The 24733-nt window shown below is 66.6% G+C and carries 24 protein-coding genes and 1 tRNA gene; 16 read left to right on the forward strand and 9 right to left on the reverse strand.

Annotated features, from left to right (window positions below; genetic code table 11):
- Positions 1-92: 92 nt before the first annotated feature.
- Complete coding sequence (locus ACP7AR_RS16870; protein WP_426188353.1) at positions 93-1166, reverse strand: threonine aldolase family protein; 1074 nt, start codon at positions 1164-1166, stop codon at positions 93-95.
- Between the two features lie 48 nt (positions 1167-1214).
- Between ACP7AR_RS16870 and ACP7AR_RS16875 the strand changes: the two genes are divergently transcribed.
- Entirely contained in the window at positions 1215-2660 is a 1446-nt protein-coding gene (locus ACP7AR_RS16875) for an MFS transporter (protein WP_426188355.1), read from the forward strand.
- On the opposite strand, the gene ACP7AR_RS16880 is transcribed toward ACP7AR_RS16875, so the two are convergent.
- A complete protein-coding gene (locus tag ACP7AR_RS16880; protein ID WP_426188357.1) occupies positions 2657-3295 on the reverse strand; it encodes an SDR family oxidoreductase in 639 nt (212 codons plus the stop codon). The two genes, ACP7AR_RS16875 and ACP7AR_RS16880, sit on opposite strands and share 4 nt — an antisense overlap.
- A 105-nt stretch (positions 3296-3400) precedes the next feature.
- Positions 3401-4819 carry a DUF6421 family protein gene (locus ACP7AR_RS16885; RefSeq protein ID WP_426188359.1) on the reverse strand — a complete coding sequence of 473 codons (1419 nt, stop codon included), beginning with the start codon at positions 4817-4819 and terminating at the stop codon, positions 3401-3403.
- A gap of 70 nt (positions 4820-4889) precedes the next feature.
- Here ACP7AR_RS16885 and ACP7AR_RS16890 point away from each other — a divergent pair, with 70 nt between their 5' ends.
- The gene (locus tag ACP7AR_RS16890; RefSeq protein WP_426188361.1) at positions 4890-5345 is read left to right on the forward strand and encodes an Lrp/AsnC family transcriptional regulator; all 456 of its coding nucleotides are present in this window, start codon (positions 4890-4892) and stop codon (positions 5343-5345) included.
- Here the strand turns inward: ACP7AR_RS16890 and ACP7AR_RS16895 are convergent, their stop codons facing one another.
- Positions 5346-6380 carry a DUF5937 family protein gene (locus ACP7AR_RS16895; protein ID WP_426188363.1) on the reverse strand — a complete coding sequence of 345 codons (1035 nt, stop codon included), beginning with the start codon at positions 6378-6380 and terminating at the stop codon, positions 5346-5348.
- Positions 6381-6425: 45 nt separating this feature from the next.
- On the opposite strand from ACP7AR_RS16895, the gene ACP7AR_RS16900 reads away from it, so the two are divergent.
- From ACP7AR_RS16900 to ACP7AR_RS16910, 3 genes are read left to right on the forward strand one after another with little or no spacing between them, the layout of a single operon-like run.
- On the forward strand, positions 6426-6782 hold the full coding sequence (locus ACP7AR_RS16900) for a cupin domain-containing protein (RefSeq protein ID WP_426188365.1): 357 nt from the start codon (positions 6426-6428) through the stop codon (positions 6780-6782).
- A gap of 22 nt (positions 6783-6804) precedes the next feature.
- Positions 6805-7095 (forward strand): DUF4287 domain-containing protein, encoded by a 291-nt coding sequence (locus ACP7AR_RS16905; protein ID WP_426188367.1) that lies wholly within the window; start codon positions 6805-6807, stop codon positions 7093-7095.
- A 31-nt stretch (positions 7096-7126) separates the two neighbouring features.
- Complete coding sequence (locus ACP7AR_RS16910) at positions 7127-8095, forward strand: 1,4-dihydroxy-2-naphthoate polyprenyltransferase (RefSeq protein ID WP_426188369.1); 969 nt, start codon at positions 7127-7129, stop codon at positions 8093-8095.
- Positions 8096-8099: 4 nt separating this feature from the next.
- Here ACP7AR_RS16910 and ACP7AR_RS16915 read toward each other — a convergent pair whose 3' ends face one another.
- The 3 genes from ACP7AR_RS16915 to ACP7AR_RS16925 all read right to left on the reverse strand — a co-directional run bounded on the left by ACP7AR_RS16915 (position 8100) and on the right by ACP7AR_RS16925 (position 10328).
- Positions 8100-8435 carry a DUF4229 domain-containing protein gene (locus ACP7AR_RS16915; protein WP_426188371.1) on the reverse strand — a complete coding sequence of 112 codons (336 nt, stop codon included), beginning with the start codon at positions 8433-8435 and terminating at the stop codon, positions 8100-8102.
- A gap of 76 nt (positions 8436-8511) precedes the next feature.
- Positions 8512-9288 (reverse strand): ABC transporter permease, encoded by a 777-nt coding sequence (locus ACP7AR_RS16920; RefSeq protein ID WP_426188373.1) that lies wholly within the window; start codon positions 9286-9288, stop codon positions 8512-8514.
- On the reverse strand, positions 9288-10328 hold the full coding sequence (locus tag ACP7AR_RS16925; RefSeq protein WP_426188375.1) for an ATP-binding cassette domain-containing protein: 1041 nt from the start codon (positions 10326-10328) through the stop codon (positions 9288-9290). Before ACP7AR_RS16925 ends, ACP7AR_RS16920 begins: the two co-directional genes overlap by 1 nt.
- Before the next feature lie 61 nt (positions 10329-10389).
- Here ACP7AR_RS16925 and ACP7AR_RS16930 point away from each other — a divergent pair, with 61 nt between their 5' ends.
- From ACP7AR_RS16930 to ACP7AR_RS16960, 7 genes are all read left to right on the forward strand, one after another.
- Complete coding sequence (locus tag ACP7AR_RS16930) at positions 10390-11376, forward strand: helix-turn-helix transcriptional regulator (protein WP_426188377.1); 987 nt, start codon at positions 10390-10392, stop codon at positions 11374-11376.
- 109 nt (positions 11377-11485) lie between these two features.
- A tRNA-Met gene (locus ACP7AR_RS16935) sits at positions 11486-11561 on the forward strand.
- A 78-nt stretch (positions 11562-11639) separates the two neighbouring features.
- A complete protein-coding gene (locus ACP7AR_RS16940; RefSeq protein WP_426188379.1) occupies positions 11640-12839 on the forward strand; it encodes an ROK family transcriptional regulator in 1200 nt (399 codons plus the stop codon).
- A gap of 101 nt (positions 12840-12940) precedes the next feature.
- On the forward strand, positions 12941-14296 hold the full coding sequence (locus ACP7AR_RS16945; protein ID WP_426188381.1) for an extracellular solute-binding protein: 1356 nt from the start codon (positions 12941-12943) through the stop codon (positions 14294-14296).
- A 7-nt stretch (positions 14297-14303) separates the two neighbouring features.
- Positions 14304-15206, forward strand: a complete 903-nt coding sequence (locus tag ACP7AR_RS16950) for a carbohydrate ABC transporter permease (protein ID WP_426188383.1) — start codon at positions 14304-14306, stop codon at positions 15204-15206.
- A gap of 1 nt (position 15207) precedes the next feature.
- The gene (locus tag ACP7AR_RS16955; protein ID WP_426188385.1) at positions 15208-16101 is read left to right on the forward strand and encodes a carbohydrate ABC transporter permease; all 894 of its coding nucleotides are present in this window, start codon (positions 15208-15210) and stop codon (positions 16099-16101) included.
- A 32-nt stretch (positions 16102-16133) separates the two neighbouring features.
- Entirely contained in the window at positions 16134-19172 is a 3039-nt protein-coding gene (locus tag ACP7AR_RS16960) for an alpha-mannosidase (RefSeq protein WP_426188387.1), read from the forward strand.
- A gap of 14 nt (positions 19173-19186) precedes the next feature.
- On the opposite strand, the gene ACP7AR_RS16965 is transcribed toward ACP7AR_RS16960, so the two are convergent.
- Both ACP7AR_RS16965 and ACP7AR_RS16970 read right to left on the reverse strand, forming a co-directional pair.
- Positions 19187-20359 carry an MFS transporter gene (locus tag ACP7AR_RS16965; protein ID WP_426188389.1) on the reverse strand — a complete coding sequence of 391 codons (1173 nt, stop codon included), beginning with the start codon at positions 20357-20359 and terminating at the stop codon, positions 19187-19189.
- Positions 20356-20703, reverse strand: coding sequence for an ArsR/SmtB family transcription factor (locus ACP7AR_RS16970; protein WP_426188391.1), 348 nt, complete (start codon positions 20701-20703; stop codon positions 20356-20358). Before ACP7AR_RS16970 ends, ACP7AR_RS16965 begins: the two co-directional genes overlap by 4 nt.
- 77 nt (positions 20704-20780) lie before the next feature.
- On the opposite strand from ACP7AR_RS16970, the gene ACP7AR_RS16975 reads away from it, so the two are divergent.
- From ACP7AR_RS16975 to ACP7AR_RS16990, 4 genes are all read left to right on the forward strand, one after another.
- Positions 20781-22082 carry an FAD-dependent oxidoreductase gene (locus tag ACP7AR_RS16975; protein ID WP_426188393.1) on the forward strand — a complete coding sequence of 434 codons (1302 nt, stop codon included), beginning with the start codon at positions 20781-20783 and terminating at the stop codon, positions 22080-22082.
- A 90-nt stretch (positions 22083-22172) separates the two neighbouring features.
- Positions 22173-23288 (forward strand): ACR3 family arsenite efflux transporter, encoded by a 1116-nt coding sequence (gene arsB, locus ACP7AR_RS16980; protein WP_426188395.1) that lies wholly within the window; start codon positions 22173-22175, stop codon positions 23286-23288.
- Positions 23285-24286, forward strand: a complete 1002-nt coding sequence (locus tag ACP7AR_RS16985; protein WP_426188397.1) for a metalloregulator ArsR/SmtB family transcription factor — start codon at positions 23285-23287, stop codon at positions 24284-24286. The genes arsB and ACP7AR_RS16985 overlap by 4 nt, the downstream gene beginning before the upstream one ends.
- Positions 24283-24690: an arsenate reductase ArsC gene (locus ACP7AR_RS16990; RefSeq protein ID WP_426188399.1), complete on the forward strand. Its 408-nt coding sequence runs from the start codon at positions 24283-24285 to the stop codon at positions 24688-24690. Before ACP7AR_RS16985 ends, ACP7AR_RS16990 begins: the two co-directional genes overlap by 4 nt.
- The last annotated feature ends 43 nt before the right edge of the window (positions 24691-24733 follow it).

Genomic DNA, 24733 nt, shown 5'->3' on the forward strand with positions numbered 1-24733 from the left:
TCTTGTTTCACTGGGGGCTCCCGCGGGGGTTTTTCCCGCCGTTTAGGGTCGTGGGGGGGGCCCCGGGTTTGGGGGCCCCACCGCCTTCGTGTTCAGCCGTGCTGCGTGGTCAGACGGCCGAGCTCGGTGACGAACGCATCCACATCGGCCTCCTGCGTGTCGAAACTGCACATCCAGCGCACCTCGTTGCGCGCAGCATCCCAGTCGTAGAAGCGGAACGACTCGCGTAGTCGGTCGGCGACGCCATCCGGCAGCGTCGCGAAGACGCCGTTCGACTGGGTCTGCTGCGTGAACTCGACACCGCTGATCGCTCCGGCATCCAGCCCCGCTTCGATGCCGGAGCGCAGCCGTGCGGCCATCGCATTGGAGTGACGGGCATTGCGCAGCCAGAGGTCGCCCTCGAGCAGCGCGATGAGCTGCGCAGAGACGAAACGCATCTTCGACGAGAGCTGCATGTTGTACTTGCGGCCGAAGATCAGACCTGAGGATGCCTCGGGGTTCAGAACCACGATGGCCTCGCCGAGCATCGCGCCGTTCTTGGTGCCGCCGAAGCTCAGCACATCGACGCCCGCATCGCGGGTGAACGCGCGCAGTGGCATGTCGAGAGCCGCAGCGGCATTGGAGATGCGTGCGCCGTCCATGTGCAGGCGCATGCCGTGGCCGTGCGCGTGGTCGGCGAGGGCGCGGATCTCAGAAGCCGTGTAGAGCGTGCCGAGCTCAGTGGACTGCGTGATCGATACGACCAGCGGCTGCGCGCGGTGCTCATCGCCCCAGCCCCAGGCCTCGCGGTCCACGAGTTCGGGGGTGAGTTTGCCGTCGTCGGTGGGCACGGTGAGCAGCTTCATGCCGCCGATCCGCTCCGGCGCGCCACCCTCGTCGACGTTGATGTGGGCGGTGGATGCCGTGATCACGGCACCCCAACGGGGAAGCATCGACTGCAGGCCGACGACGTTCGCTCCGGTGCCGTTGAAAACAGGGAATGCTTCGATGCCCTCGCCGAGGTGGCCGCGGAAGACCTCCTGCAGACGCTCGCTGTACGCATCTTCGCCGTAGGCGATCTGGTGGCCGTCATTCGCCGCGGCGATCGCCGCGAGGATCTCGGGGTGGATGCCGGAGTAGTTGTCCGACGCGAATCCCCGGATCGCGGGGTCATGCAGTGTGCTCACTGCACCAGCCTATGTCGGATGTCGGCGGTGAAGCATACGCTGTGTTCCATGAAGCGCACTGCCGCAAGGACGGCCTTCGCTAACGTCCTCGTCAACACTCTCATCGCGAACGTCACGACGAGCTTCCTCTGGTTCGCCCTGACGTTCTGGGTGTACATCGAGACGCAGTCGGTGCTGGCCACCGGCATCATCGGCGGTGCCTACATGCTGTTCGTCGCGTTCTTCGCGATGGTGTTCGGCACGATCGTCGACCGCCACCGCAAACACTCGGTCATGCTGCTGTCCAGCGTGGTGTCGGCCGCGGCGTTCGCGGCAGCAGGTGTGCTCTATCTGTGGCAGCCCGAGGCGTCGCTCCTCGATCTCGGCGGGCCCTGGTTCTGGCTGTTCTCCGGCATCATCCTGTTCGGCGGCGTGATCGAGCAGCTGCGCAACATCGCACTCTCGACGACGGTGACGCTTCTGGTCGAAGAGGACAAGCGCGCGAACGCGAACGGCCTGGTCGGCACCGTGCAGGGCATCGCGTTCATGGTGACGAGCGTGTTCTCCGGCCTCTCGATCGGATTCCTCGGGATGGGCGGCACGCTGGTGATCGCGATCGTCGCGATGGGCGTCAGCTTCGTCCATCTGCTCTTCGTGCGCATCCCCGAGGGAACACCGGAACCCGACCCGGACTCCTCGAGCGCGCTCGACTTCCGCGGCAGCGTGAAGGCGATCCGTCTCGCACCGGGATTGTTCGCCCTCATCATCTTCTCCACGTTCAACAACCTCATCGGCGGCGTGTACATGGCCCTGATGGATCCGTACGGTCTGACGCTGTTCTCGGTCGAGATGTGGGGCATCGTGCTGGGTGTCACCTCCACCGGATTCCTCATCGGTGGCGCGCTCATCGCGAAGTTCGGCCTCGGCAAGCGGCCGATGCGCACGCTGCTGCTCGCCGTGATCGTGATGGGACTGCTGGGCGCGGTCTTCATGCTCCGCGAGTGGTGGCCGCTGTATGCGGCCGGAATCTGGCTCTACATGATGCTGATCCCTCTGGTCGAGGCGTCGGAGCAGACGATCATCCAGAAGGTGGTGCCGTTCCAGCGTCAGGGCCGGGTGTTCGGCGTCGCAGCGGCGATGGAGGCGGCGGCAGCCCCTGTCACAGCATTCCTCATCGCGCCGATCGCCGAGTTCGTGATCATCCCGTACATGGACACACCTGCCGGTCAGCAGCGGTGGGGGTGGCTGCTGGGCGAGGGCGAAGCGCGTGGCATCGCCCTGATCTGCCTGTTCGCCGGGCTCATCATGGTCGTCGCGGCGCTACTCGCATTCCTCACCCGCTCCTACCGCAAGCTGACCGAGCTGTACGCGCATGCGCCGGCTCAGCCGGTCGGGGGTGGGGGCGCCGCGGACGGAGAGGCCGGCGTGGCTGTGGATGCCGAAGGCTCACCCGTGTTCGAAGCGCCGCCGCCTGTACGCGGGATGCCACCAGAGGTTCCTGACCGGCACTCCTAGAGTTCGATCACCCGGTCGTTGAGTGACTCGGCATCCGCGTCCCACAGTTCCGACACAGCGTCGGCGAGCGACTGCGGATCGAGGGCTTTGGCGCGGAAGATGACGGATGCTGCACGCAACGGCTCGCCGGCATCCCGCGCAGACTTCGCGAATCCGTGCGCCACGGCGCGCGCCCAGCTCTCACTCGCGGTCTTCACCGCAGCGTAGTTCGCGCCGCCCGCAAGAGGTCGGGCCACCGCAGTGGACGACACGATGGCGAAGCGCCCGGCATCCGACGCCTGCAGGGCGGCGTCGAAGGCACGACTGGTCGCCCGCACGGCCTGGAGAGCCGGCAGCAGCGCATCGAAGTCCTCGTCGGTCTGGCCGGCGAGACCCCCGCCGCCGCGCCAGCCGCCCACCAGGGAGATGACGCCGTCGACGCTCTCGAGCCGCTCGGCGAGTACTGACATGTCCTGGAGCGAGGTCGCATCGGTCACGGCGACTTCAGCCCCGGCATCCGCCAACTCAGCGAGGCGATCCTCCGATCGTCCCGTCGCGACCACCCGCGCTCCAGCGCCGATCAACGCCTGCGCAACCGCGAGCCCGGCCGCGCTGGTCGCGCCGGCAAGCACGACCACGCGTCCTTCGGCAGTCATCGCTCACCCCCGAGCGCGAACTTCGGAGAAATGCACCTATCTCGGAGGAATTGCGCCGAAGCGTCCGAAGGAGCTGCACTTCTCCGAAGAACGTGCACGCGCAGGTCAGGCATCAGAGGCTCGGATCCCCGCAGTCGACTCGATCACGGGCCGCATCTTCTTCTCCAGAGCCTCGAAGAACATCGACAGGGGGAACTCGTCGTCCAGCACCTTGTCGGTGAAACCCTTCGGCGGCCCGGCCAGCACCTCATCCGACAGTCCGCGAGCCCAGTTCGACGCGGGGTTCGGCGTCAGCACGCTGCGCACCAGGTCGTACGCGGCGAGCCAATGTGCAGTCTTCGGCCGGTCGATCGAGCGCCAGTACAAGTCGTCGATCGCGGCACCGAGGGCGATCACGGCATCCGGAACCTCGTCCCAGTCGAATGCGAGCTGCGTGTCGGTCCAGTGCAGCACGCCGCGCTGGTGCAGCCAGGCGAACAGCAGCTGTCCACCGAGACCGTCGTAGTTGCGTGCGCGTGAACCGGTGATCGCGAACCGGAAGATCCGGTCGAAGATCACTGCGTACTGCACGAGACCGGCGTGCTCGAGCATCTGCTGCTCGGTGGCGGTCAGGTCGTCGCGAACGGCGAGCCGCTTCTCGATCGCCACCGACTCGCGGAAGGCCGTCAGGTCGCAACGCAGCTCTTCCAGCGAATAGAGGAAGTACGGCATCCGTTGCTTGATCATGAACGGATCGAAGGGCAGGTCGCCGCGCATGTGCGTGCGGTCGTGGATGATGTCCCACATCACGAACGTCTGCTCGGTGAGTTCGTGGTCATCCAGCATCCGTGCGGCACGTTCGGGCAGATCGAGCTTCGTGATCTCGGATGCCGCGCGCACCACACGCCGGTAACGGGCCGCCTCGCGGTCCTGGAAGATCGCGCCCCACGTGAATGTGGGGATCTCCCGCATCGCGACGGTCTCGGGGAAGAGTACGGCCGAGTTCGTGTCGTACCCGGGCGTGAAGTCGATCAGACGCAGCGACACGAACAGCTTGTTGCCGTAATCGCCCGCTTCCAGCTCGGCGATGAACTCCGGCCAGATGGCCTCGACGATCAGCGCCTCGACGAGCCGGTCCGGCGAACCGTTCTGGGTGTACATCGGGAAGATGACGAGGTGACGGATGCCGTCGACGCGATCTCGCTGAGGCTGGAATGCGACGAGCGAATCGAGGAAATCGGGTACGCCGAAGTCGCTTGCGGCCCAGCGCTCGAAGTCCTCGATGGATGCTGCGAGGTACTCCGCGTCGTGGGGGAAAGCAGGCGAGAGGGCACGGATGGCCGCGACGATGGCGGAGACGTGCTCGCGCGCTGCGGCGTGATGCTCAGCGGAGGGGATCGACCCGTCCTTGATCTGCATCTCGCGCAGCGCGAGTGCGGCGTTCTTCAGCTGGATCCAGGCCGTGGAGGTCTCTGCGATCGATGCGTCCTCGACGACCTCGGGCTCGCCGATGATGGCGTTGATCTGGGTGGGAGTGGTGGACATCGGGACCTCCGATCATCAGCTTGAAGGAAACTTTCCGGCAGAAGCCGTTGTTCTCCGATATTATTCCACCATGGAGGATGCTGTCGACCGTCAGATCATCACTGAGATCTCTCGCGATGCACGAGCGACCCTGGCTCAGCTGTCGGAGGCGGTCGGGTTGTCGAGTTCGGCCGTGCAGTCGAGGCTGCGCCGCCTGGAATCGCGCGATGTCATCCGCGGATACCGCCCGATCCTCGATGCGGAAGCGCTGGGCAAGCCGTTGTCGGCCTTCATCGAGATCACCCCGCTCGACCCCGGTCAGCCGGACAATGCGCCGGAGCTGCTCGAGCCGTTCCCGGAGATCGAGGCGTGCCACTCGATCGCCGGTGATGCGAGCTACATGTTGTTCGTGAGGGTGGCATCGCCGCGCGCGCTGGAGCAACTGGTGAACGAGGTGCGCCTGGCGGCGAACGTGCGCACCCACACCACCGTCGTGCTGCAGACCTACTACGAGAACCGCCCCATCGCGGTGGGGGCCGCGGACTGATCAGAGCACCGCTCCGACCATCGCCTCCCCGAGCGGAGTGCGCAGATGCAGCATCCGTGCGCCTTCGCGCTCACTCGCGATGAGGCCGGCGGCGCGGAGAACAGTCAGATGATGCGATGCCGTCGACACGGCGATCCCGGCATCCCTGGCGGCCTGCGAGGTGGTGCGCGCGGCGCTCGCCCCGAGCAGGATCTCTGCTCGCGCGGGTCCGAGCAGTGCTGCGAGCGCGTCCGCGATTTCGGCCGTGCTCCGCGCCCAGCCCGCCGTGACACCGCGCGCGGGGTAGAACAGAGTCGGCTGCGCGGGTGGCTCGGTGAGCACCATGCATCCCCACGACGACATCACCGAGGGGACGAGCACGAGTCCGCTTCCGCGGCAGTCCACCTGCTCGCTGTGCTTGCGCAGCCGCACGCGCACGGCTCCTGGGCCCCAGCTGACGTTGGGGTGCAGCTGGTCGGCCATCCCGGAGATCCCCGAGGATGCGATCGTGCGCGCACGCACCGCGATGTCGGCGCGCAGCAGGCGATCGAGCTGCGGCCACACCGGTGCGACCGCGGCCTCCCACACCTCCTCCCAGGCGTCGGCGATCATCGCCCGCGCTCGCGTGGGGCGCTGCTGCATCTCGCGCAGCGCGCGCTGACGCGAGCCCGTCGAGCGCAGCACCATCTTCCCCAAGTCGACCCGCATCGGCTCCAGCGGTGCCGACCGCAGCGCGTCGAGCTCGGCGTCCGGTGTCATGTCCCAGCTCGCCGTCGCGGTCAGGAAGTCCGGGAGGTAGCCGTCTTCAGCTATGACGGCGGTGAGCAGCTCGAAGCCGTCGCGGGGGAGCCGCTCTCGCACTTCTCGCAGCCAGCCCCACTGCAACGGATGCTGTTGCGGACGAAGCAGCACGCGCACGGCGTGCGCGAGCTCGTGACCGGGTGAGATGCCGAATCGAACAGCCTGGATGTCGCCGGGACTCAGCTCGAAATCGACCCGATGCTCGGGGTGCTCCACACCCTCGACCGGATGATCGATCCTGATGTTTCGATTCACATCGAAACTCTAGGGCCGTGCGGCGACGCTGTCGAGACTGGACGCATGGACAACGCATCAATCCTGGAAGGCATCGTCGCAGCCGGAGACATCCGCATCGGAACCGGCCGCTCGCGCCGGTTCGTGGGTGCAGAGCACGGTGCGGACATCTCGTACTTCTTCGTCGAGAACCAGCCGGGCGAGGGGCCCGGTCTGCATTGGCATCCCTATTCTGAAACCTGGGTGGTGCTGGAAGGCACCGCGCGCATCACCGTCGGTGAGGAGACCTTCGTGGCAGGAGCGGGCGACACCGCCACCGGTCCCGCGCGCGTACCGCACCGTTTCACCAATGTCGGCGACGGGGTGCTCCGCATCCTCGGCATCCACTCTTCCCCGACAATCATCCAGACCTTCCTCGACTGATCGCTCACCAAGGAGAAACCAGATGTCATTTCAGGCCTACCTCGACACGATCGAGATCAAGACAGGACTCACACCGCGCCAGCTCGTCGATCTCGCACGCGAGAAGGGGTTCGATGAGACCACCAAGGCGACACCGATCCTTGAGTGGCTGAAGGCCGATTACGATCTCGGGCGTGGCCACGGCATGGCGCTCGTGCACGTGATCACGAAGGGGCCGCAGATCAGCACCAAGCACGTCGGCACCGACGGCACGCATGCGGATGCCGTCGACACGCTCTGGCTCGACGGCAAGGACAACAACCCGCAGCAGTAGGCGCATCAGCGCGGCGGCTAAGATTCCCTCCGTGGCAGCATCCTCGAAGCGCAAGACGTCGGCACCCAAGCGGAGGCCGGTGCGCACCAGTGGCAACCCGGCAAAGCGACCGATCGTCGAGGCGCCGCCGATCACCGCCCGCGACTGGATCGGCGCCGCACGTCTTCGCACGCTGCCGCTCGCCGTCGCCCCCGTCGTGATCGGTACCGGCGCTGCACAGCTCGTCGATCGCGAGCTGCACTGGGTCATCGCGCTCGCCTGTCTCGCGGTCGCCGTCCTCATCCAGATCGGGGTGAACTTCGCGAACGACTACAGCGACGGCATCCGCGGCACCGACGACCATCGCGTCGGGCCCGCGCGTCTGACCGCGTCCGGCCGCGTGCGTCCGCGCACGGTGCTGATCATCGGGCTGGCGTTCTTCGCGCTCGCGGCCCTCGTCGGCCTCGCGATCGTCATCCGAACCGGCCAATGGTGGATGCTGGCGGTCGGGGCGGTCTGTCTCGTCGCGGCCTGGTTCTACACGGGCGGCAAGCGGCCGTACGGATACTTCGGACTCGGTGAAGTGTTCGTGTTCGTGTTCTTCGGGCTCGTGGCCACGCTCGGCACCACATGGGTGCAGGCGTTCCGGTTGCCGCAGGAGGCATGGCTGGGCGCCGTCGCAGCGGGACTCTTCGCGTGCGCCGTGCTGCTCGCCAACAATCTGCGCGACATCGACCAGGATCGCCAGGTCGGAAAGCGCACTCTCACCGTGCTGATCGGGCGTCGTGCGACGAAGATCGTCTACACGGTGTTCATGGTCGTGCCGTTCCTGATCGCCGGCTTCCTCGCGCTGCTCTACCCGATCGCGTGGCTCTCGCTGATGGCCCTGCTCGCCGGCATCCCCTCGATCATCATCGTCTGGTCGTACCGCCAGTCGCGTGAACTCGTCGTGGCGCTCGGTCTCACGTCGCTCACCGCGCTCGCATACGCCGGTGCGCTCTACTGGGCGTTCGTGGGCTGAGCGGTCAGTCCTGCGTCGTGGCGTTGCTCGACGCAGTGCCGGATGAGCCGTCCGCAGCGTCGTCGAGCGCAGCATCCTCGGCGTCGGCATCCTGCGCGGCAGAGCTCTGCCTGCCGGGCGTCGAGCGGGCTTCGCGACGCTGGTAGATCTCGGACGACGCCCCTGAGAGGGGCTTGCGAAGGAACAGGATCGAGATGCTCATGCCGATCAACGCGGCGAAGATCGCCGTCAGCCACCAGAGCTCTCGCATGATCGGGAAGAAGAGCCACATCACCGCGAGGGGCACGAGGAACGCCAGCAGCCGCAGCACGGAGTAGACGAGGAGGGGTGGCAACTTCATCCCTCCAGTCTAAGCTCGCTCCTTGCGGCGCCAGCTCCGTGCCGGCGCCGCAAGAGCTCGATCCGACGCGCGAGCCTCAGTTGCTGCGGCGCATCGCCCGCACGCCGACGATGAGCCCAACGATCGCCACCGCGAGCGCGGAGATCCATCCCCATGCCACCGTCGCATTCGCGAAGTCGCCGGACAGCAGCGCGCGCTCGGCCTGAACGACCCAGTTCACCGGGTTCACCGAGGCGACCGCCCGCATCCATGCCGGTCCGTCATCGAGCGGGAGCAGCATCCCCGAGAGGATCAGCAGCGGGAAGATCAGCGTCTGCTGCACGCCCCAGAACAGCCACTCCCGGTTCTTCGACGCGAGCGCCAGCGAATAGGAGAGCGCACCGAGGCCAACCCCGAACACGGCCAAAAGTGCCAGGCCGATGAGAAGGCCGAGAGGGTTGATCACGAAACCGAATGGCCAGGCGATGAGGACGATGATCAGAGCCTGGACGACGATCGGCGCGACCTCCTTCAGCGCGCGGCCGATCAGGAGCGACGGCCTGGCGAGAGGTGCGACGAGTGTCCGTTCGTGCGATCCCGTGCTGATCTCGTACTGCAGATTCGATCCGGTCGCACCTGTGCCGAACAACACGAGCATGACGAGCACGCCGGGGACGAACCAGCGCAGAGTCTCGCCCGCGGGCTCGCCCGAGCCGCCGATGAGCAGCGGCGCGAACAGCCCGAGGAACACGAGAGGCTGCAGCAGGCTGAAGATCAAAGAGAACGGGTCACGGACCACGGGCTTCAGCTCACGGGTCAAGACGTTCCAGCTGTCGCGCGCGAGGTTCGAGCGCACGAGGGTGTCGGTGGTCATCAGAGGACTCCTGTCTTGTCAGAGGCGACGGATGCTGTCGCCTCGGTGTCTGCATCCGTCTCGGCGTCGGCGCCTTCTCCGGCTTCGCGAAGCGTGCGTCCGGTGAGGGTGAGGAAGACGTCGTCCAGTGTCGGAGGTACTCCGGTCGCGTTGAGTACGGTGATCCCAGCGGCATCCAGCTCGCGCACGATCACAGGCAGCAGTCGGTCGCCGTTCGGTGCGGTGAGGGAGAGGTGCGTGTCAGCGCCGCTGATCTGCGTCCGCGCCAGATCGGTGAGGATCGGGCGAGCGCGTGAAGCCTGCTCGAGGTCGGTGAACCCGAACGTGAGCACGTCGCCGGCCAGGTTCGCCTTCAGCGCGACGGCTTCGTCGTCGGCGATGATGCGACCCTTGTCCATGATCATCACCCGTTCGGCGTAACGATCGGCTTCTTCGAGGTAGTGCGTGGTGAGGAAGACGGTCGTGCCATGCTGCCGGCGGAGTTCGAGGATGTGGTCCCAGAGGTTCGCCCTGCTCTGCGGGTCGAGGCCGGTGGACGGCTCGTCGAGGAAGAGCAGCGGAGGTGCGTGCATCAGGCCGAGCGCGACATCGAGTCGGCGCTTCTGCCCTCCGCTGAGCTGCTGCACCGTGCGGCTTGCGAAGCTGCCGAGATCCAGCGACTCGATCAGCTCGTCCGCACGACGGATGCTGTCCCGCTTGCTCATGCCATAGAACTTGCCCTGGCTGAGCAGCTCGTCGCGCACGCGTTGGGCGAAGCTGCCGCTGGTGAGCTGTCCGACATAGCCGATGCGCGCGCGAACCTCAGCCGGGTCCTTTCGGATGTCATGTCCGACGACGCGGGCAGTGCCTGAGGTCGGCGGGATGAGGGTGGTGAGCATCCGCAGGCTCGTCGATTTGCCTGCTCCGTTCGGGCCGAGGAAGGCGACGAGCTCGCCGCGAGCGGCGGTGAAGGTGAGGTCGCTGACCGCTGCGACCTGCGCCTTCTTGACGGTGAAGACCTTGCTGAGGCCCTCGGTTTCGATGATCGGTTCATGTGCCATGGATGCAGAGTAGAAAATGATGCGGACAGATCCTGTCCGCAAAACCTGGCAATCTGGGGACATGTCCGACACGACCACCCGCGCCCTCGCACTGCTCAATCTGCTGCAGACGCACCGGCACTGGCCGGGAACCGAACTGGCGACGCGGCTGGGCGTGACCGAGCGCACCGTCCGCCGCGACGTCGACCGCTTGCGAGAGCTCGGCTACCGCGTCGAGTCGACTCCAGGAGTGGCCGGCGGCTATCGGCTCGAAGCAGGAAGTGCTGTGCCGCCGTTGCTGCTCACCGATGACGAGGCGGTCACCATGGCGATCGGGTTGCGAGTGGCCGCGACTCAGCAGCTGGTCGGCGGCCCGGAGGTCACGCTGACCGCCCTCGCGAAACTTCAACAGGTGCTGCCGTCGGCGTTGCGCAGGCGCGTCAACGCGCTCGCCGCATCGGTTCGTCCTTCGCGTGTGGGGGAGGGTCCGGCGGTGTCGCCGGTCGTTCTCGGCGAACTCGCGCTCGCGTCGCGTGATCGGGAACGCGTGCGACTGCGGTACACCGACCGTCACGGCACGCAGAGTGTGCGTCGGGTTGAACCCCATGCGCTCTCGTCCTCTGGACGCAACTGGTATCTGCTGTGCTGGGACATCGACCGGGAGGACTGGAGGACCTTCCGTGTCGATCGGATCGAATCGGTCGAGCACACTCGCGTTCTGTTCGACCCGCGTGACATCTCCGAGGAGGAGATCGCGGAGCGGGTACTGCTCGCATCGTCCTGGTCGCCCCAGAATGTCGAGGCTGACGTCGTCATGGCACTCCCGCTCGACGAGATGGATCAGCACTTCGGAGTGTGGGCGCAGGGCGCGTCGGCAGACGATGAGACGCATACCCGGTGGCCGATCGGCGGTTCGGATTGGCGTGAGACGCTCTACGGGCTGCTGTGGATCCCGGCCGGTGTCGAGTACACGACCGACTTTCCCGAGCCGCACCGCGCGGAGCTGCGCGAGGCGCTGGAGCGAGCGCTTCGCGCGCTGGATGCTCCGCCCCCTGCCGCTCGCCGCTGAGCACCTGCGCAAGGCCCCGCTGAAACGAGTGGTCATCCACTGACTCATACCGTTATCTCAGGTTGGGACCCTGGTCAGAAAAGTCACGGCCGGGTAACGTCGAAGCCATCGCGGCGGTCCGGGTGGTCCCGGGCTCCAGTTCATACCTGAGGGTGTTGCGGGTTCGACTCCCGCCGTCGCGTCCACTTCAGAAGCCCCGGACGGGTAGTGTCTGCGGAAGCGACAGTACGCGCCCGGGAGGAACCATGAAACGCGGATCCAACATGCCCGCCGTCGGGACGTACAACCAGACCCTGGTTCTCGACATGATCCGTCGCTCACCGTCAGGAGTGAGCCGCACCGAACTCGCAGAGCTCACCGGGCTGTCAGCGCAGACGCTCAGCAACGTCGCGCGTCGGCTCACCGCCGCGGACCTGATCGTCGAGGGCGAGCGCGTCGTCGCCGGCCCTGGAAAGCCGCGCACTTTGCTCCGCCTGAACCGCAGCGCACGATTCGCCGTCGGTATCCATCTCGATCCATCGATCGACACGTTCGTCGTGGTCGATCTCTCGGGAGGCGTCGTCGCGCACATGGAGACGCCGCCCAACGATGCGAGCTCGTCACCGGAACTGATCGCGGCACTCGCCGGCAGCGCGAATGCGCTCCTGAGATCGGCCGATGTCCCCTTCGACCGCGTCCTCGGCATCGGCGCAGCGGTGCCGGGCCCGATCGACGACGCGACGGGGATGCTGCTGACGCCGCCGTTGCTGCCCCACTGGCACCACACTCGCGCGCGCGATCTTCTGACCGAGGCGACGGGCCTGCCGGTCGTGGTGGAGAAGGATGTCGTCGCGGCCATGGTCGGTGAACTGTGGGCGGATGCGGACCACGCGCTCAGGGACGCTGCGCTCTTGTACTACGGCGCGGGCGTGGGCCTCGGCGTGGCCATCGACGGAGACGCCGTCCGAGGTCGCACGGGAAACGCCGGCGACATCGCGCATCTCGTCGTCGACCCGAGTGGCCCTCGGTGCCAATGCGGGCAGCGTGGCTGCTTCGGGGTCACAGTGGCGCCGGAGCAGCTGCTCCTCGACGCAGGGGTGACCACCTCGCTCGATATCCCGTGGGGGACGAGGCGCGCAGCCATCGATGATCTCCTCACCCGCGCGCGGGGCGGTGATCCACGCGCGTTGGCAGTGTGCGCTCATGCTGCCGAAGTTCTGGCGCGGGCGATCGTACTGATGAACAACGTGCTCGACGCCGGCACGTTCGTGATCGGAGGACCGGTCTGGAACCGGCTCAGCGAGGTGCTGGAGCCCAGGCTGCGCGCCGTCCTCCCGACGATCGCGCAGATCGCGACGACGCGTCCCCTCCGCCTCGTCGAGGCGCGGTTGGGTACGGATCTCGCCGCAGCGGGAGCGGCATGTCTTGTGCTGGACGGCGCGTTCACGGCGCGGACATCCGGTCTGATGATCAGCGCGTCCTGACCGCTCACCGCCTCGCGCGGGAAAGGGTTGACAGAATATCTAAATATGTTTGAATAACACGGGCGCGATGTTGCGCATCACGAGTGAGCAAAGGAGCTCCGATGAAGAAATCACTGACCGGACTGAGTGTCCTCGCCGTCAGCAGCCTGGCCATCGCCCTGAGCGGCTGCTCGGGCGGCACCTCTGGTGGTGGCGGCGACGACACGCTGCGCATCGCGTACCAGAAGACCTCGTCGTTCACGGCCATGGATGACCTCATGAAGACGGTCAAGGCCGAGTACGAGAAGGAGTATCCGGACCGCAAGGTGGAGCTCGTGCCGATCGAAGCCGAGCAGGATCAGTACTTCACGAAGCTCGCCCTCATGAACGGTTCGGCCGATACGGCGCCGGACGTCATCTACGAGGACACATTCCAGATCCGCTCCGACGCCGCGGCCGGCTACCTCCTCCCGATCGACGACTACCTGGCCGATTGGGACGACTGGAGTCTGTACGACGACGGTGCCAAGCAGGCCGGCGTGGGCGATGACGGCAAGACGTACGGGGTCTCGCTCGGCACTGACACCCGCGGTATCTACTTCAACAAGGACCTCTTCGAGACCGCCGGCCTGCCTGCGGACTGGAAGCCCACGTCGTGGGAGGACATCCTGGAAGCGGCACGCGCGGTCAAGGAGAGCAGCCCGGATGTCACGCCGCTCAACATCTACGCGTCGAAGACGCTCGGCGAGGCCACGTCGATGCAGGGCTTCGAGATGCTGTTGTACGGCACCGGTGACGAGCTCATGGATTCCTCGTCGAACAAGTGGGTGACAGGCTCAGCCGGATTCCTCGACGCACTCGGCTTCTACGAGACCGCGTTCGAAGAGGGTCTCGCCCCTGATCCCGCAGACGCCCTCGACCCAGGGTGGGGATCCAAGGTGCAGAACGAGCTCATCCCGCAGGGCAAGCTGGCGATCGCGATCGACGGCTCCTGGCTTCCGAGCGGGTGGATCGCAGGCGATAACGCGTGGCCGGAGTGGGAGGACACCATGGGCCTCGCCGCAATGCCGACCCAGGACGGCGGCGGTGACGGCTTCACATCGATGTCGGGTGGATGGACGCTCGCCGTAGGCGCGAACGCCGCAGACCCCCAGGCCGCCTTCGACTTCATCGCCCAGGCGATGACGCCTGAGAACGCGCTCACCTACCACCAGGAGGCAGGACAGATCGCGGTGCGCTCCGATGTCGCCTCCAGCCAGGAATATCTCGATTACAACCCCTCCTTCGAGTTCTTCTCCTCGCTGGTCGAGTACACGCACTTCCGTCCGGCGACGCCCGACTACTCGCAGATCTCGTCGAACATCCCTGTGGCCACCGAGTCCGTGATCACCGGGCAGTCGTCGACGAAGGACGCACAGCGGGTGTACGACGAAGCGCTGATCGGAATCGTCGGCGAAGAGAACATCAAGGCGGGCTGATCGTCTCATGACCGCCGTCGCCGTCGCGCGGCCCGGGCGCAGCCCGAGCCGCGCGCTCTTCCGCATACTGCCGCTCGTTCCGTCGGTGCTGCTGCTGGCCGCCTTCATGCTCGGTCCGATCGTGTACTCGCTCTATGGATCGTTCACGGACCGGGCACTCACAGGCCCGCGCGCGGCGAACCCGCAGTTCGTCGGTTTCGATAATTACGTCGAGCTGCTGGGCTCGGCCGAGTTCTGGAACTCCCTCGTCCTCACGGTCGTCTTCGTGCTGGCATCCGCCGTCGTCGGCCAGAACGTGCTCGGGATGCTGCTGGCCGTGCTCATGCGCAGCTCGTCGAAGCCTGTGCGGTCCATCGTCAGCGGGATCGTCGTGCTCGCCTGGGTGCTCCCCGAGATCGTGGCGGCCTTCGCGCTCTACGCCTTCTTCGCCAAGGACGGCACGCTCAACTCGGTCCTCGGTTGGTTCGGCGTCGAGCAGACGGCATGGCTCTACTATCTCCCGATGCTGTCGGTCATCGTCGCGAACATCTGGCGAGGGACGGCCTTTTCGATGCTGGTGTACAACGCGGCCCTCGCCGAGGTGCCGCCCGACCTCATCGAGGCGGCGACCATCGACGGCGCGTCGGCCTGGCAGCGATTCATCCTGGTGACCTTGCCAGTGATCCGGCGTTCGATCTCCACGAATCTGCTCCTGACCACGCTCCAGACGCTCGGCGTGTTCACCCTCATCTGGGTCATGACCGGCGGCGGGCCGGGCACGGCATCCGCGACGCTGCCCGTGCTCGCCTACCAGGAGGCCTTCAAATTCGCACAGGTCGGGTACGGCACAGCGATCGCTACTGTGACCCTCCTGATCGGTGCGGTGTTCTCCATCATCTACATTCGTGTTCTCAAGCCGGAGGTGGATTGAAATGGCCTCGCAGACCATGACCGAGACGCGCACGCTCGTCACCGCAGGACGGAAGTCGCTGAGCGTGTCAGCTCCGCGCAGACGCGCTCACACCGTGACAGCATCCGTCATCCTGAGCGTCATCGGCGTACTCTTCCTCGTGCCACTCCTGTGGGTCGTGTTCGCGTCGTTCGATGCGAACGCCACCGTCTCGATGCGGGTTCCTGAGTCGTGGACACTCGACAACTACACGGGCGTCATGACCTGGGAGCTCACGTGGCTGCCGCTGCTCAACTCGGTGCTGATCTCGCTCGGCACCGCGGTCATCACGGTCCTCGTCTCCCTACTGGCTGCCTACCCGCTTTCGCGGTACGCGGCTCGATATCAGAAGCCGTTCATGTACGCGATCCTTTTCGGCACAGGCCTGCCGATCACGGCCATGATGGTACCGGTCTACTCCCTGTTCGTGTCCTTCGGGCTCCTCAACTCGACGTGGGGAGTCATCGTCTTCATGTCGGCGACATCACTGCCGATGGCCATCTGGATGCTGAAGAACTTCATGGATTCCGTGCCGATCTCGCTCGAGGAGGCGGCCTGGGTCGACGGTGCGAGTTCGATGCAAGCACTCGCGCGCATCGTGGTGCCTCTCATGCGACCGGGGATCGGCGTGGTGTTCATCTTCGTCTTCACAGGCGCGTGGGGGAACTTCTTCGTCCCGTTCGTGCTCCTGTTCACTTCAGATCGCTTCCCTGCCGCCGTATCGATCTTCAACTTCTTCGGACAGTACGGAACGATCGCCTATGGGCAGCTTGCGGCGTACTCGGTGCTCTATGCGGCGCCGATGGTCGTCCTGTACGTCATCGTCCAGAAACTCTCCGGCTCGTCCTTCGCGCTCGCCGGTTCCGTCAAGGGCTGACTCAGTCCGTTCCTCTCCCGAAAGAGCCACCCATGCACGACCGTTCCCGCCTTGCCCTCCTCCGCGTCGACCGCTTCGTCCGCGAGCGACTGCGCACCCATGTCCACCGCGCGTCCGCACCGATCACAGCTGCGCGCTGGGACGCGGCAGGCGAGCCCGTTGCATTCGCGGAAGCTGCGGCCGGCGAGTTCTCGCCGATCGCCCCCGGCGATCTGTGGGGACGCCCGTGGGGAACGACATGGTTCCGCCTGCAGGGCGGCGTCCCTGCGTCGTGGCGGGACGCTGACGGCTCGCTGCCCCCGCGCACACGAGCCGAGCTCGTCGTCGACCTCGGCTTCACACAAGGTCAGCCGGGCTTCCAATGCGAGGCGATGGTGTGGGACGTCGCAGGCAGGCCCGTCCGCGGGATCGCGCCGCTCAACAACGCTGTCGCCGAAGCGGTGGACGAGGCGGGCGACGTCGACGTCTACATCGAGGCTGCCTCCAACCCTGATGTCGGAAGCCTCTTCACGTTCGACCCGACCCACGTCGGCGATCTTGCGACCGCGGGCGACGACCCCATCTACACGTTGCGCCACATCGACGTGCGCCTCCGCGACCTCGAGGTCGCGGATCTGCTCGCCGACACGCTCGCGCTGCGCGGCCTCGTCGAGGAGATGGACGACGGGTCCCCGCGCCGCGCCGACATCCTCGTCGCGCTGGAGCGGATGATCGACGTCGTCGACCCTGACGACGTCGCCGGCACCGCGACTGCCGGACGTGAGGTGCTCGCCCCCGTGCTGGCGAAGCCGGCATCCGCTTCCGCACACACGTTGCACGCCGTAGGTCATGCGCACATCGACTCCGCGTGGCTGTGGCCCGTGCGCGAGACGGTCCGCAAGGTGGCGCGGACCTTCTCGAACGTGCTGTCCCTCATGGACGAAGACCCCGAGTTCGTCTTCGTCGCGTCCAGCGCGCAGCAGTACGCGTGGGTCAAGGAGTACTATCCCGACCTGTTCGAACGGATCCGCGCTCGCGTGGCCGAGGGACGCTTCATCCCGGTGGGGAGCATGTGGGTCGAGTCCGACACGAACATGCCGGGGTCGGAGGCGATGGCACGGCAGTTCGTCGCGGGCAAGTCGTTCTTCCTGCGCGAGTTCGGGATCGATACGCCCGAGGCGTGGCTCCCTGACTCCTTCGGGTATTCGGGAGCGCTGCCGCAGATCGCCAAGGCGGCAGGCACGCGCTGGTTCCTCACACAGAAGATCTCGTGGAACGAGACGAACAAGTTCCCTCACCACACCTTCCAATGGGAGGGCATCGACGGAACGCGGCTGTTCACGCACTTCCCGCCCGTCGACACATACAACTCGCGCGTCACTGCGGATGAACTCGCACATGCCGAGCGCAACTTCGCAGACAAGGGTCGTGCCACGGTCTCGCTCCTCCCATACGGCTACGGCGACGGCGGCGGAGGGCCGACGCGCGAGATGACGGCAGCAGTCGCACGTACGGAGTCGCTCGAAGGGTCACCGCGCGTCGCGCACAGCACTCCTCGGAAGTTCTTCGAGACCGCTGAGGCCGAATATCCCCGACCCGAGGTCTGGTCGGGGGAGCTCTATCTAGAGTTCCACCGTGGTACATATACGAGCCAGCTGGCCACCAAACAGGGCAACCGGCGTAGCGAGCACTTGCTGCGCGAGGCGGAGCTCTGGGCCACGACGGCGAACGTGCGCCTCGGCATCGCCTATCCCGCCGAGCGGCTGCAGCGGGTCTGGGAGACCGTCCTCCTGCAGCAGTTCCACGACATCCTTCCTGGATCCTCTATCGCGTGGGTCTATCAGGACGCCGAACGCAACTACGCCTTCGTGGCGCGCGAGCTCGAGGAGATCATCGGTGACAGCCTGCGGGCGCTCGCCGGCGAAGGTGCGCGGACACTCGTCGCGAACGCGTCCCCGCATGCCAGAGAGGGTGTCGCAGCGCTCGGTGCCGGCGCGAGCGAGGGCGTGAAAGACGTCGAACCGCGCCGCGACGGCGCCGATGGATGGGTGCTCGACAACGGCGTGGTCCGCGCGACGGTGGACGATCGCGGCCTGGTCGTCTCGGCTGTCGACATCGAGACGGGGCGGGAAGTCGTAGCGCCGGGACGCCATGCAGGGCTGCTCCAACTGCACCGCGACACCCCCACGCAGTGGGACGCGTGGGACGTGGACGTGCACTATCGCAACACCGTCACCGATCTGACCGAGGTCGCCTCGATCGGGGTCGCCGGGTCGGCCGTCGTCGTCGAGCGCCGGTTCGGGACGTCCACCGTGATCGAGCGGATCAGTCTGGGCGAGAACTCGCGCGTGCTGTCGTTCGTCCTCGAGTTGGACTGGCACGAGAAGCAGAAGATGCTCAAACTCGCCTTCCCTCTCGACCTTCATACCGACCGCGCCGCGTCGGAGATCCAGTTCGGACACATCGAGCGTCCGACGCACACGAACACGTCATGGGATGCCGCCCGGTTCGAGACCGTGGCGCACCGGTGGATCCGCGTCTGCGAGCCCGACTTCGGGGTCGCGATAGTCAACGACTCGACGTACGGTCACGACATCACCCGGGAACAACGAGATGAGCGCGGCGGCACCATCACGGTCGCACGACTGTCACTCATCCGGTCGGCTCTGTTCCCCGACCCCGCACAGGACGAGGGGCGTCACGAGCTGCGAGCAGGCTTCGTGATCGGCGCGGATGTCGCCGAGACGGTCGCTGAGGGATACCACATCAATCTGCCCGCCCGTCGGCTCGAGAACACCGCAGTCGAGGCGATCGAGCCGCTCGCGATCGTCGATCACCCTGGCGTGGTCGTAGAGGCGATCAAGCTCGCCGAGGACGGCAGCGGCGACGTCGTGGTGCGCTTGTATGAAGCCCTGGGCACGCGTGCGCAGGCGACGCTCACGACCGGGTTCGCGTTCACTGACGCGCGGCAGACCGACCTGCTCGAACGCGACGCCGTCCTCGATGGCGTCGCTGTCGACCGCGACGGCGACTGCGTGCGACTCGAACTGCGCCCGTTCCAGATCGTCACGATGCGCTTCAGTCGGGCCTGAGATCGCCGGATGGATCAGGAGAATCGGGCGAAGGCGAGCGAGAGCGCGGCCAACCCGACGGCGATCAGAGCCATGGCCGAATAGGAGCCGGTTGCCACGGCGAGGAGCGGTCCGATTGCGGGCCCGAACGCGCCGACGAGTGTGATCGGGGCGGCGAAGACACCGTTGATGGAGCCGTAGTTGCGCGTGCCCCACCGGTCGGCGACCGCGGAGCCCTGCACGAGCGTCTGCGCGCCGCGGACGGCTCCGGCGGCGATGCCGATGGAGATGAGCAGCCACGGCGGACCGGGGACGAGCGCGAGGAGCGCGAGGAACGCCGCGCTGAGTCCGGCAGTGGCGGCGAGAGGGATCCAGGGGGCTGCCGTATGAGGGATGGCGACGTACAGGAGCCGCCCGATCACCTGCCCCGCACCGAGGAGACCGAGCGCCCAGGCGGCGAGCTCGTAGCTCATGCCCTTCTCGGTGAACAGTGGGATGAGGGCGAGCGTGACGCTGAAGAGGGCTGCCGCCAGGGCGAGCATGGACAGCTCGAGCATCCAGAAACGCCGGGTGCGAATGACCGAACTCACAGTGTGCGGCTGCTCGTCACTGTCGTGGATGATCGGGTCCCACGTGCGCTCGAGGCTGAACCAGTGCAGAGGGACGGTGGTGATCAGCAGGATGCCGGCGAGGATCAGGAACATGGTGCGCCAGTCGGTGACCGTGAGAAGACCCGCGACGATGGGAGCGAAGACGGTCGAGGCGAGGCCGCCGGCCAGAGTCAGGATCGTCATCGCGCCCCGACGCCGCGACCCGTATCGACGGGCGATGACGGTGAACGCCGCCTGATAGAGCACGGCCGACTGGGCGATGCCGGCGATCACCCATCCGAGGGTGAACACGCCGAGGTTCGGCGCGAGCACGACGATGACGAGTCCTGACGGGCCGACGATACTGCCGATGGTCATGATGAGGCGCGGTCCCTGGAGATCGAGCCACCGCCCGACGAACACTCCCGCCGCAGCGGAGGCGACGAGGCCGGAGGAGAACGACAACGTGACCAGGGCGACGGGCCAGCCCGTGTCGTCCGCGATCGCAGGGGATGCGACGATGAGGGCGTAGAACAGGATCCCCCAGCTGATGACCTGCCCGACCGAGAGTGCGGCCAGACGACCGCCCTGCCGTGGCGGGGCATCCACCGCGGTCATGCCGGGCGGAGTGCGTCGGCGGCTGCGTCCAACGCGCCGTCGTTGAGAGCGAAGTACGCCCACTTGCCCCGTTGCTCGCGCGTGACCAGACCGGCGTCGGTGAGCAGCCTCATATGGTGCGAGACGGTGCCCTGTGAGAGCCCGACCGGTTCGGTGAGGTCGCAGATGCACGCCTCTCCGCCTGCGCCGGCGGCGATGAGCGACAGCAGTCTGACGCGCGTGGGGTCGCCGAGCGCCTTGAACACCCGTGCGACTCGTTCTGCGTCGTCAGCCGTGAGCGAGGATGTGACGCTCGGCACGCAGCAGGAGTTCGCTTCGATGGTCGTCGGGATGCTCACACCCATAGTCTGACACGTATTGACATTCTTCGATAGGTGCGTGACAGTCTTCATATTGAAGATTCTCGATCTGAGGAGATGTGATGTCTGAACTTCCTGTCGTCGTCATCGGAGCAGGCCCGCAGGGACTCGCCGCAGCGGCGCACCTGGTCGAACGCGACGTGGACGTTGTGGTCGTCGAGCGCGGTGAAGGACCGGCGGCAGCGGTGTCGGAATGGGGTCACGTGCGCCTCTTCTCGGCCTGGCCGGAGCTGACGGATGCCGCGGCTCGCCGTGTTCTCGAGCCCACGGGGTGGACTGCGCAGATCTCGGGTTATCCGACCGGAGCGGAATGGGTGAGCGGGTATCTCGCGCCGCTCGCCGGTGCGCTCGGTGAACGTGTCAGGTATGGCGCGACCGTCACCGGCATCTCCCGCCAGGGGCGTGACAAGGTCGTCGACGGCGGACGGAAGGGTCAGCCGTTCGTCGTGCACATGGTCGATCAGGATGGCGTCGAATCTCGCCTGATCGCGCGTGCGGTCATCGACGCGAGTGGCACGTGGGGATCTCCGAACCCTGCCGGCGCTGATGGATTCCCGGCGCTCGGTGAGAGTGGGGCGTCGACCTCGATCTCCTACCGCATTCCTGATGATGTGTCCGCGCTCGCCGGGTCTCATGTCGTCGTCGTGGGTGCAGGGCACTCCGCCACTCACGCGGTCCTCCGGCTGAGCGAACTGGCGCGGCGATCGCCCGGAACGCGGGTGACCTGGATGCTGCGCCGTGGAAGCGCCGCGAACGTGTTCGGTGGTGGCACAGGGGACGAACTGCCCGAACGCGCTGCGCTCGGATCCCGCGCCCGCAAGGTGATCGATGCCGGGCTCGTCGACCTGGTGACCGGCTTCCGTGTCGCCGAGTTCCGTCGGGACGGCGGGGCGCTGACGGTGGTCGCCGACGACGGTCGTGAGGTCTCAGGCGTCGCGCACGTCTTCGCGCTGACCGGCTTCCGTCCCGACACGGAGATGCTGCGCGAGTTGCGGATCGACCTCGACCCCGCCCTCGACGCCGTCGCGGGTATCGCCTCCGAGATCGACCCGAACATCCACTCCTGCGGTTCGGTGGGGGCCACCGGAGCGAGGGAGCTCGCGCAGCCCGAGCAGGGGTTTTTCATCGTCGGAGTGAAGTCGTACGGACGTGCACCGACGTTCCTCGCGATGACCGGACACGAGCAGGTCCGCAGTGTCGTCGCGCACCTAGCCGGAGATCAGGAGGCTGCTGCGCGCAACGAGCTCGTCCTTCCAGGCACCGGGGTATGCGGCGGCTCCGGCGGCTTCGACGACAGTGCCGGAAGCTGCTGCGCTGCGCCTGCCGCCCTTCAGATCGGCCTGCGTCCGGTCACTGTCGGCTGACCGGTTCACTCGGGGCGGTATTGCGGTCGATATCGATGGATGTCAATATAGACGCATGTCGAAACAACGATCCACCGAGGTCCTCGCCGCATGAGTACCGCAACCGCCAGCGTTCCCGCTCCGCCCGCGGTGCGTCGCCTGTCGACCCTCGATCGCTGGCTGCCGCTCTGGATCGGGGTGGCGATGGTCGGCGGCATCCTGCTCGGCCGCTTCGTCCCGGGGGTGTCTGCGTTGCTCGCGAGCCTCGAGGTCGGCGGGATCTCGGTCCCGATCGCACTCGGGCTGCTGGTGATGATGTACCCGGTACTGGCGAAGGTCCGCTACGACAAGGTCGCCGCCGTCACCGGCGACAAGAGGCTGCTCATCTCCTCGCTCGTACTGAACTGGCTGATCGGCCCCGCGCTCATGTTCGCGCTCGCGTGGATGCTCCTGCCAGATCTGCCCGAGTACCGCACCGGACTGATCATCGTCGGGCTCGCCCGATGCATCGCGATGGTCGTCATCTGGAACGACCTCGCCTGCGGCGACCGGGAAGCGGCAGCCGTGCTCGTCGCGATCAACTCGGTCTTCCAGGTCGTGGCATTCTCATTGCTCGGTTGGTTCTACCTCAGCGTCCTCCCCGGATGGCTGGGTCTGGACACTCAGGGCCTGGACTTCTCCGTCGGGTCGATCGCCCTGAACGTCTTGATCTTCCTCGGCATCCCGCTGTTGGCCGGTTTCGCATCCCGCTTCATCGGGGAGCGGCGCAAGGGCCGTGACTGGTACGAGGAGAAGTTCCTGCCGAAGATCGGCCCGTGGGCCCTTTACGGGCTGCTGTTCACCATCGTGCTGCTGTTCGCGCTGCAGGGCGAGCAGGTGACATCTCGCCCGCTCGACGTGGCCAGGATCGCACTGCCGCTGCTGGCGTACTTCGCGGTGATGTGGTTCATCGGACTCTTCACCGGCAAAGCGCTCGGGTTGGGATACGCACGCTCTTCGACGTTGGCGTTCACGGCTGCCGGCAACAACTTCGAACTCGCGATCGCGGTGGCCATCGGCACCTTCGGCGCTGCCTCCGGTCAGGCCCTGGCCGGTGTGGTCGGCCCGCTCATCGAGGTCCCAGTCCTCGTCGGCCTCGTCTACGTCTCGCTCTGGGCGGCAAGGCGCTGGTTCCACACCGATCCGTACACCGCCGCTCCTCACACCGCCGAGAGGATGCCGTCATGACTGTCATGCTGACCGCAGATGAGACCTGCAGTCCCGTCACCTCACATGCGATCGGTCAGGATGCCGCGTCGTCTGTGGCGTCCACCTTGAAGGCGCTGTCCGACCCCCTGCGTCTGCGGATGCTCTCCGCGATCGCCTCCGACCCGCGTGGGGAATCCTGCGTCTGCGATCTCGCCGAGCTCGCCGAGGTGTCCCAGCCGACGGTGTCGCATCACCTCAAGGTCCTCAAAGACGTCGACGTGCTCACGTCAGAGCGCCGCGGCACATGGGTCTGGTACAGGATCAACCCCCAGCGTCGCCGTGCCGTCACCACGCTGCTGGACTCGTTCGCGCCGGCCACAGTCGCCGCTCCTGCGGCGGATGGTGCGTCCGAAGAGTCACTCCGGCCGGACTTCGACGCCCGCGTGACCCGTCTTGCTGACGAACTGGCCGCCGAGATTCCCGAGGTTGACGCGGCCATCGTCCTCACCGTCGTCCGGGAGTCGTACACCGCTCTGGCGCGCACCGCTCGGGTGACTTCGGCCCTGATCCCGCTCGCAGAGCGGTTCGCCAGGCAGCGGCTGAGCGATCTCAGTCGAGACCGCGACACGACCGTGCCGCAGGTGCTGTTCGTCTGCGCGGCCAACGCCGGTCGCTCACAACTCGCCGCCGCGCTCGTCAATCAGCTCGCAGACGGCCGAGTCATCGCCCGCTCAGCGGGATCCAGCCCCGCCGACGTCATCCATCCGCACGTGCGGTCGCTGCTCACCGAGATCGAGGGCGACGAAGCCGCTGAGCGGTTCCCGAAGCCGCTGACGGACGATGCCGTCAGGGCGGCGGATGTGGTCATCACGATGGGCTGCGGCGATGTCTGCCCGATCATCCCAGGGGTGCGCTACGACGACTGGGCCGTCGGCGACCCGGCGCTCGCCTCCCGGGAGGGAGTCGAGGCCATCCGCGACGACATCGCCGCCCGCGTTCGAACTCTTGTCCAGGAACTACTCAAGGAGTCCTCATGACCGAAACTGCTTCCAAGCCCTCCGTCCTCTTCGTCTGCGTGCACAACGCCGGCCGCTCTCAGATGGCGGCGGGTTTCCTCCGCGACATCGCCGGCGACCGCATCGAGGTGCGCTCCGCCGGATCCATGCCGGCGGATCAGATCAACCCCATCGCGGTCGACGCGATGGCCGAACTCGGCATCGACATCACCGCCGAAGCCCCGAAGGTGCTCACGACCGAAGCGGTGCAGGCCTCTGACGTCGTCATCACGATGGGCTGCGGCGACGCCTGCCCGTTCTTCCCCGGAAAGCGCTATGAGGACTGGAAGCTCGACGACCCCGCAGGTCAGGGCATCGACTCCGTGCGTCCGATCCGCGATGAGATCCGGGCACGCATCGAGACGCTCGTCGGCGAACTGGTGTGACGGGAGTTTCCGAACTGTTCTCCTTGCCCCTGTACGATGTGCG

This window comes from Microbacterium sp. TWP3-1-2b2 (assembly GCF_049896145.1).
Taxonomy (GTDB): domain Bacteria; phylum Actinomycetota; class Actinomycetes; order Actinomycetales; family Microbacteriaceae; genus Microbacterium.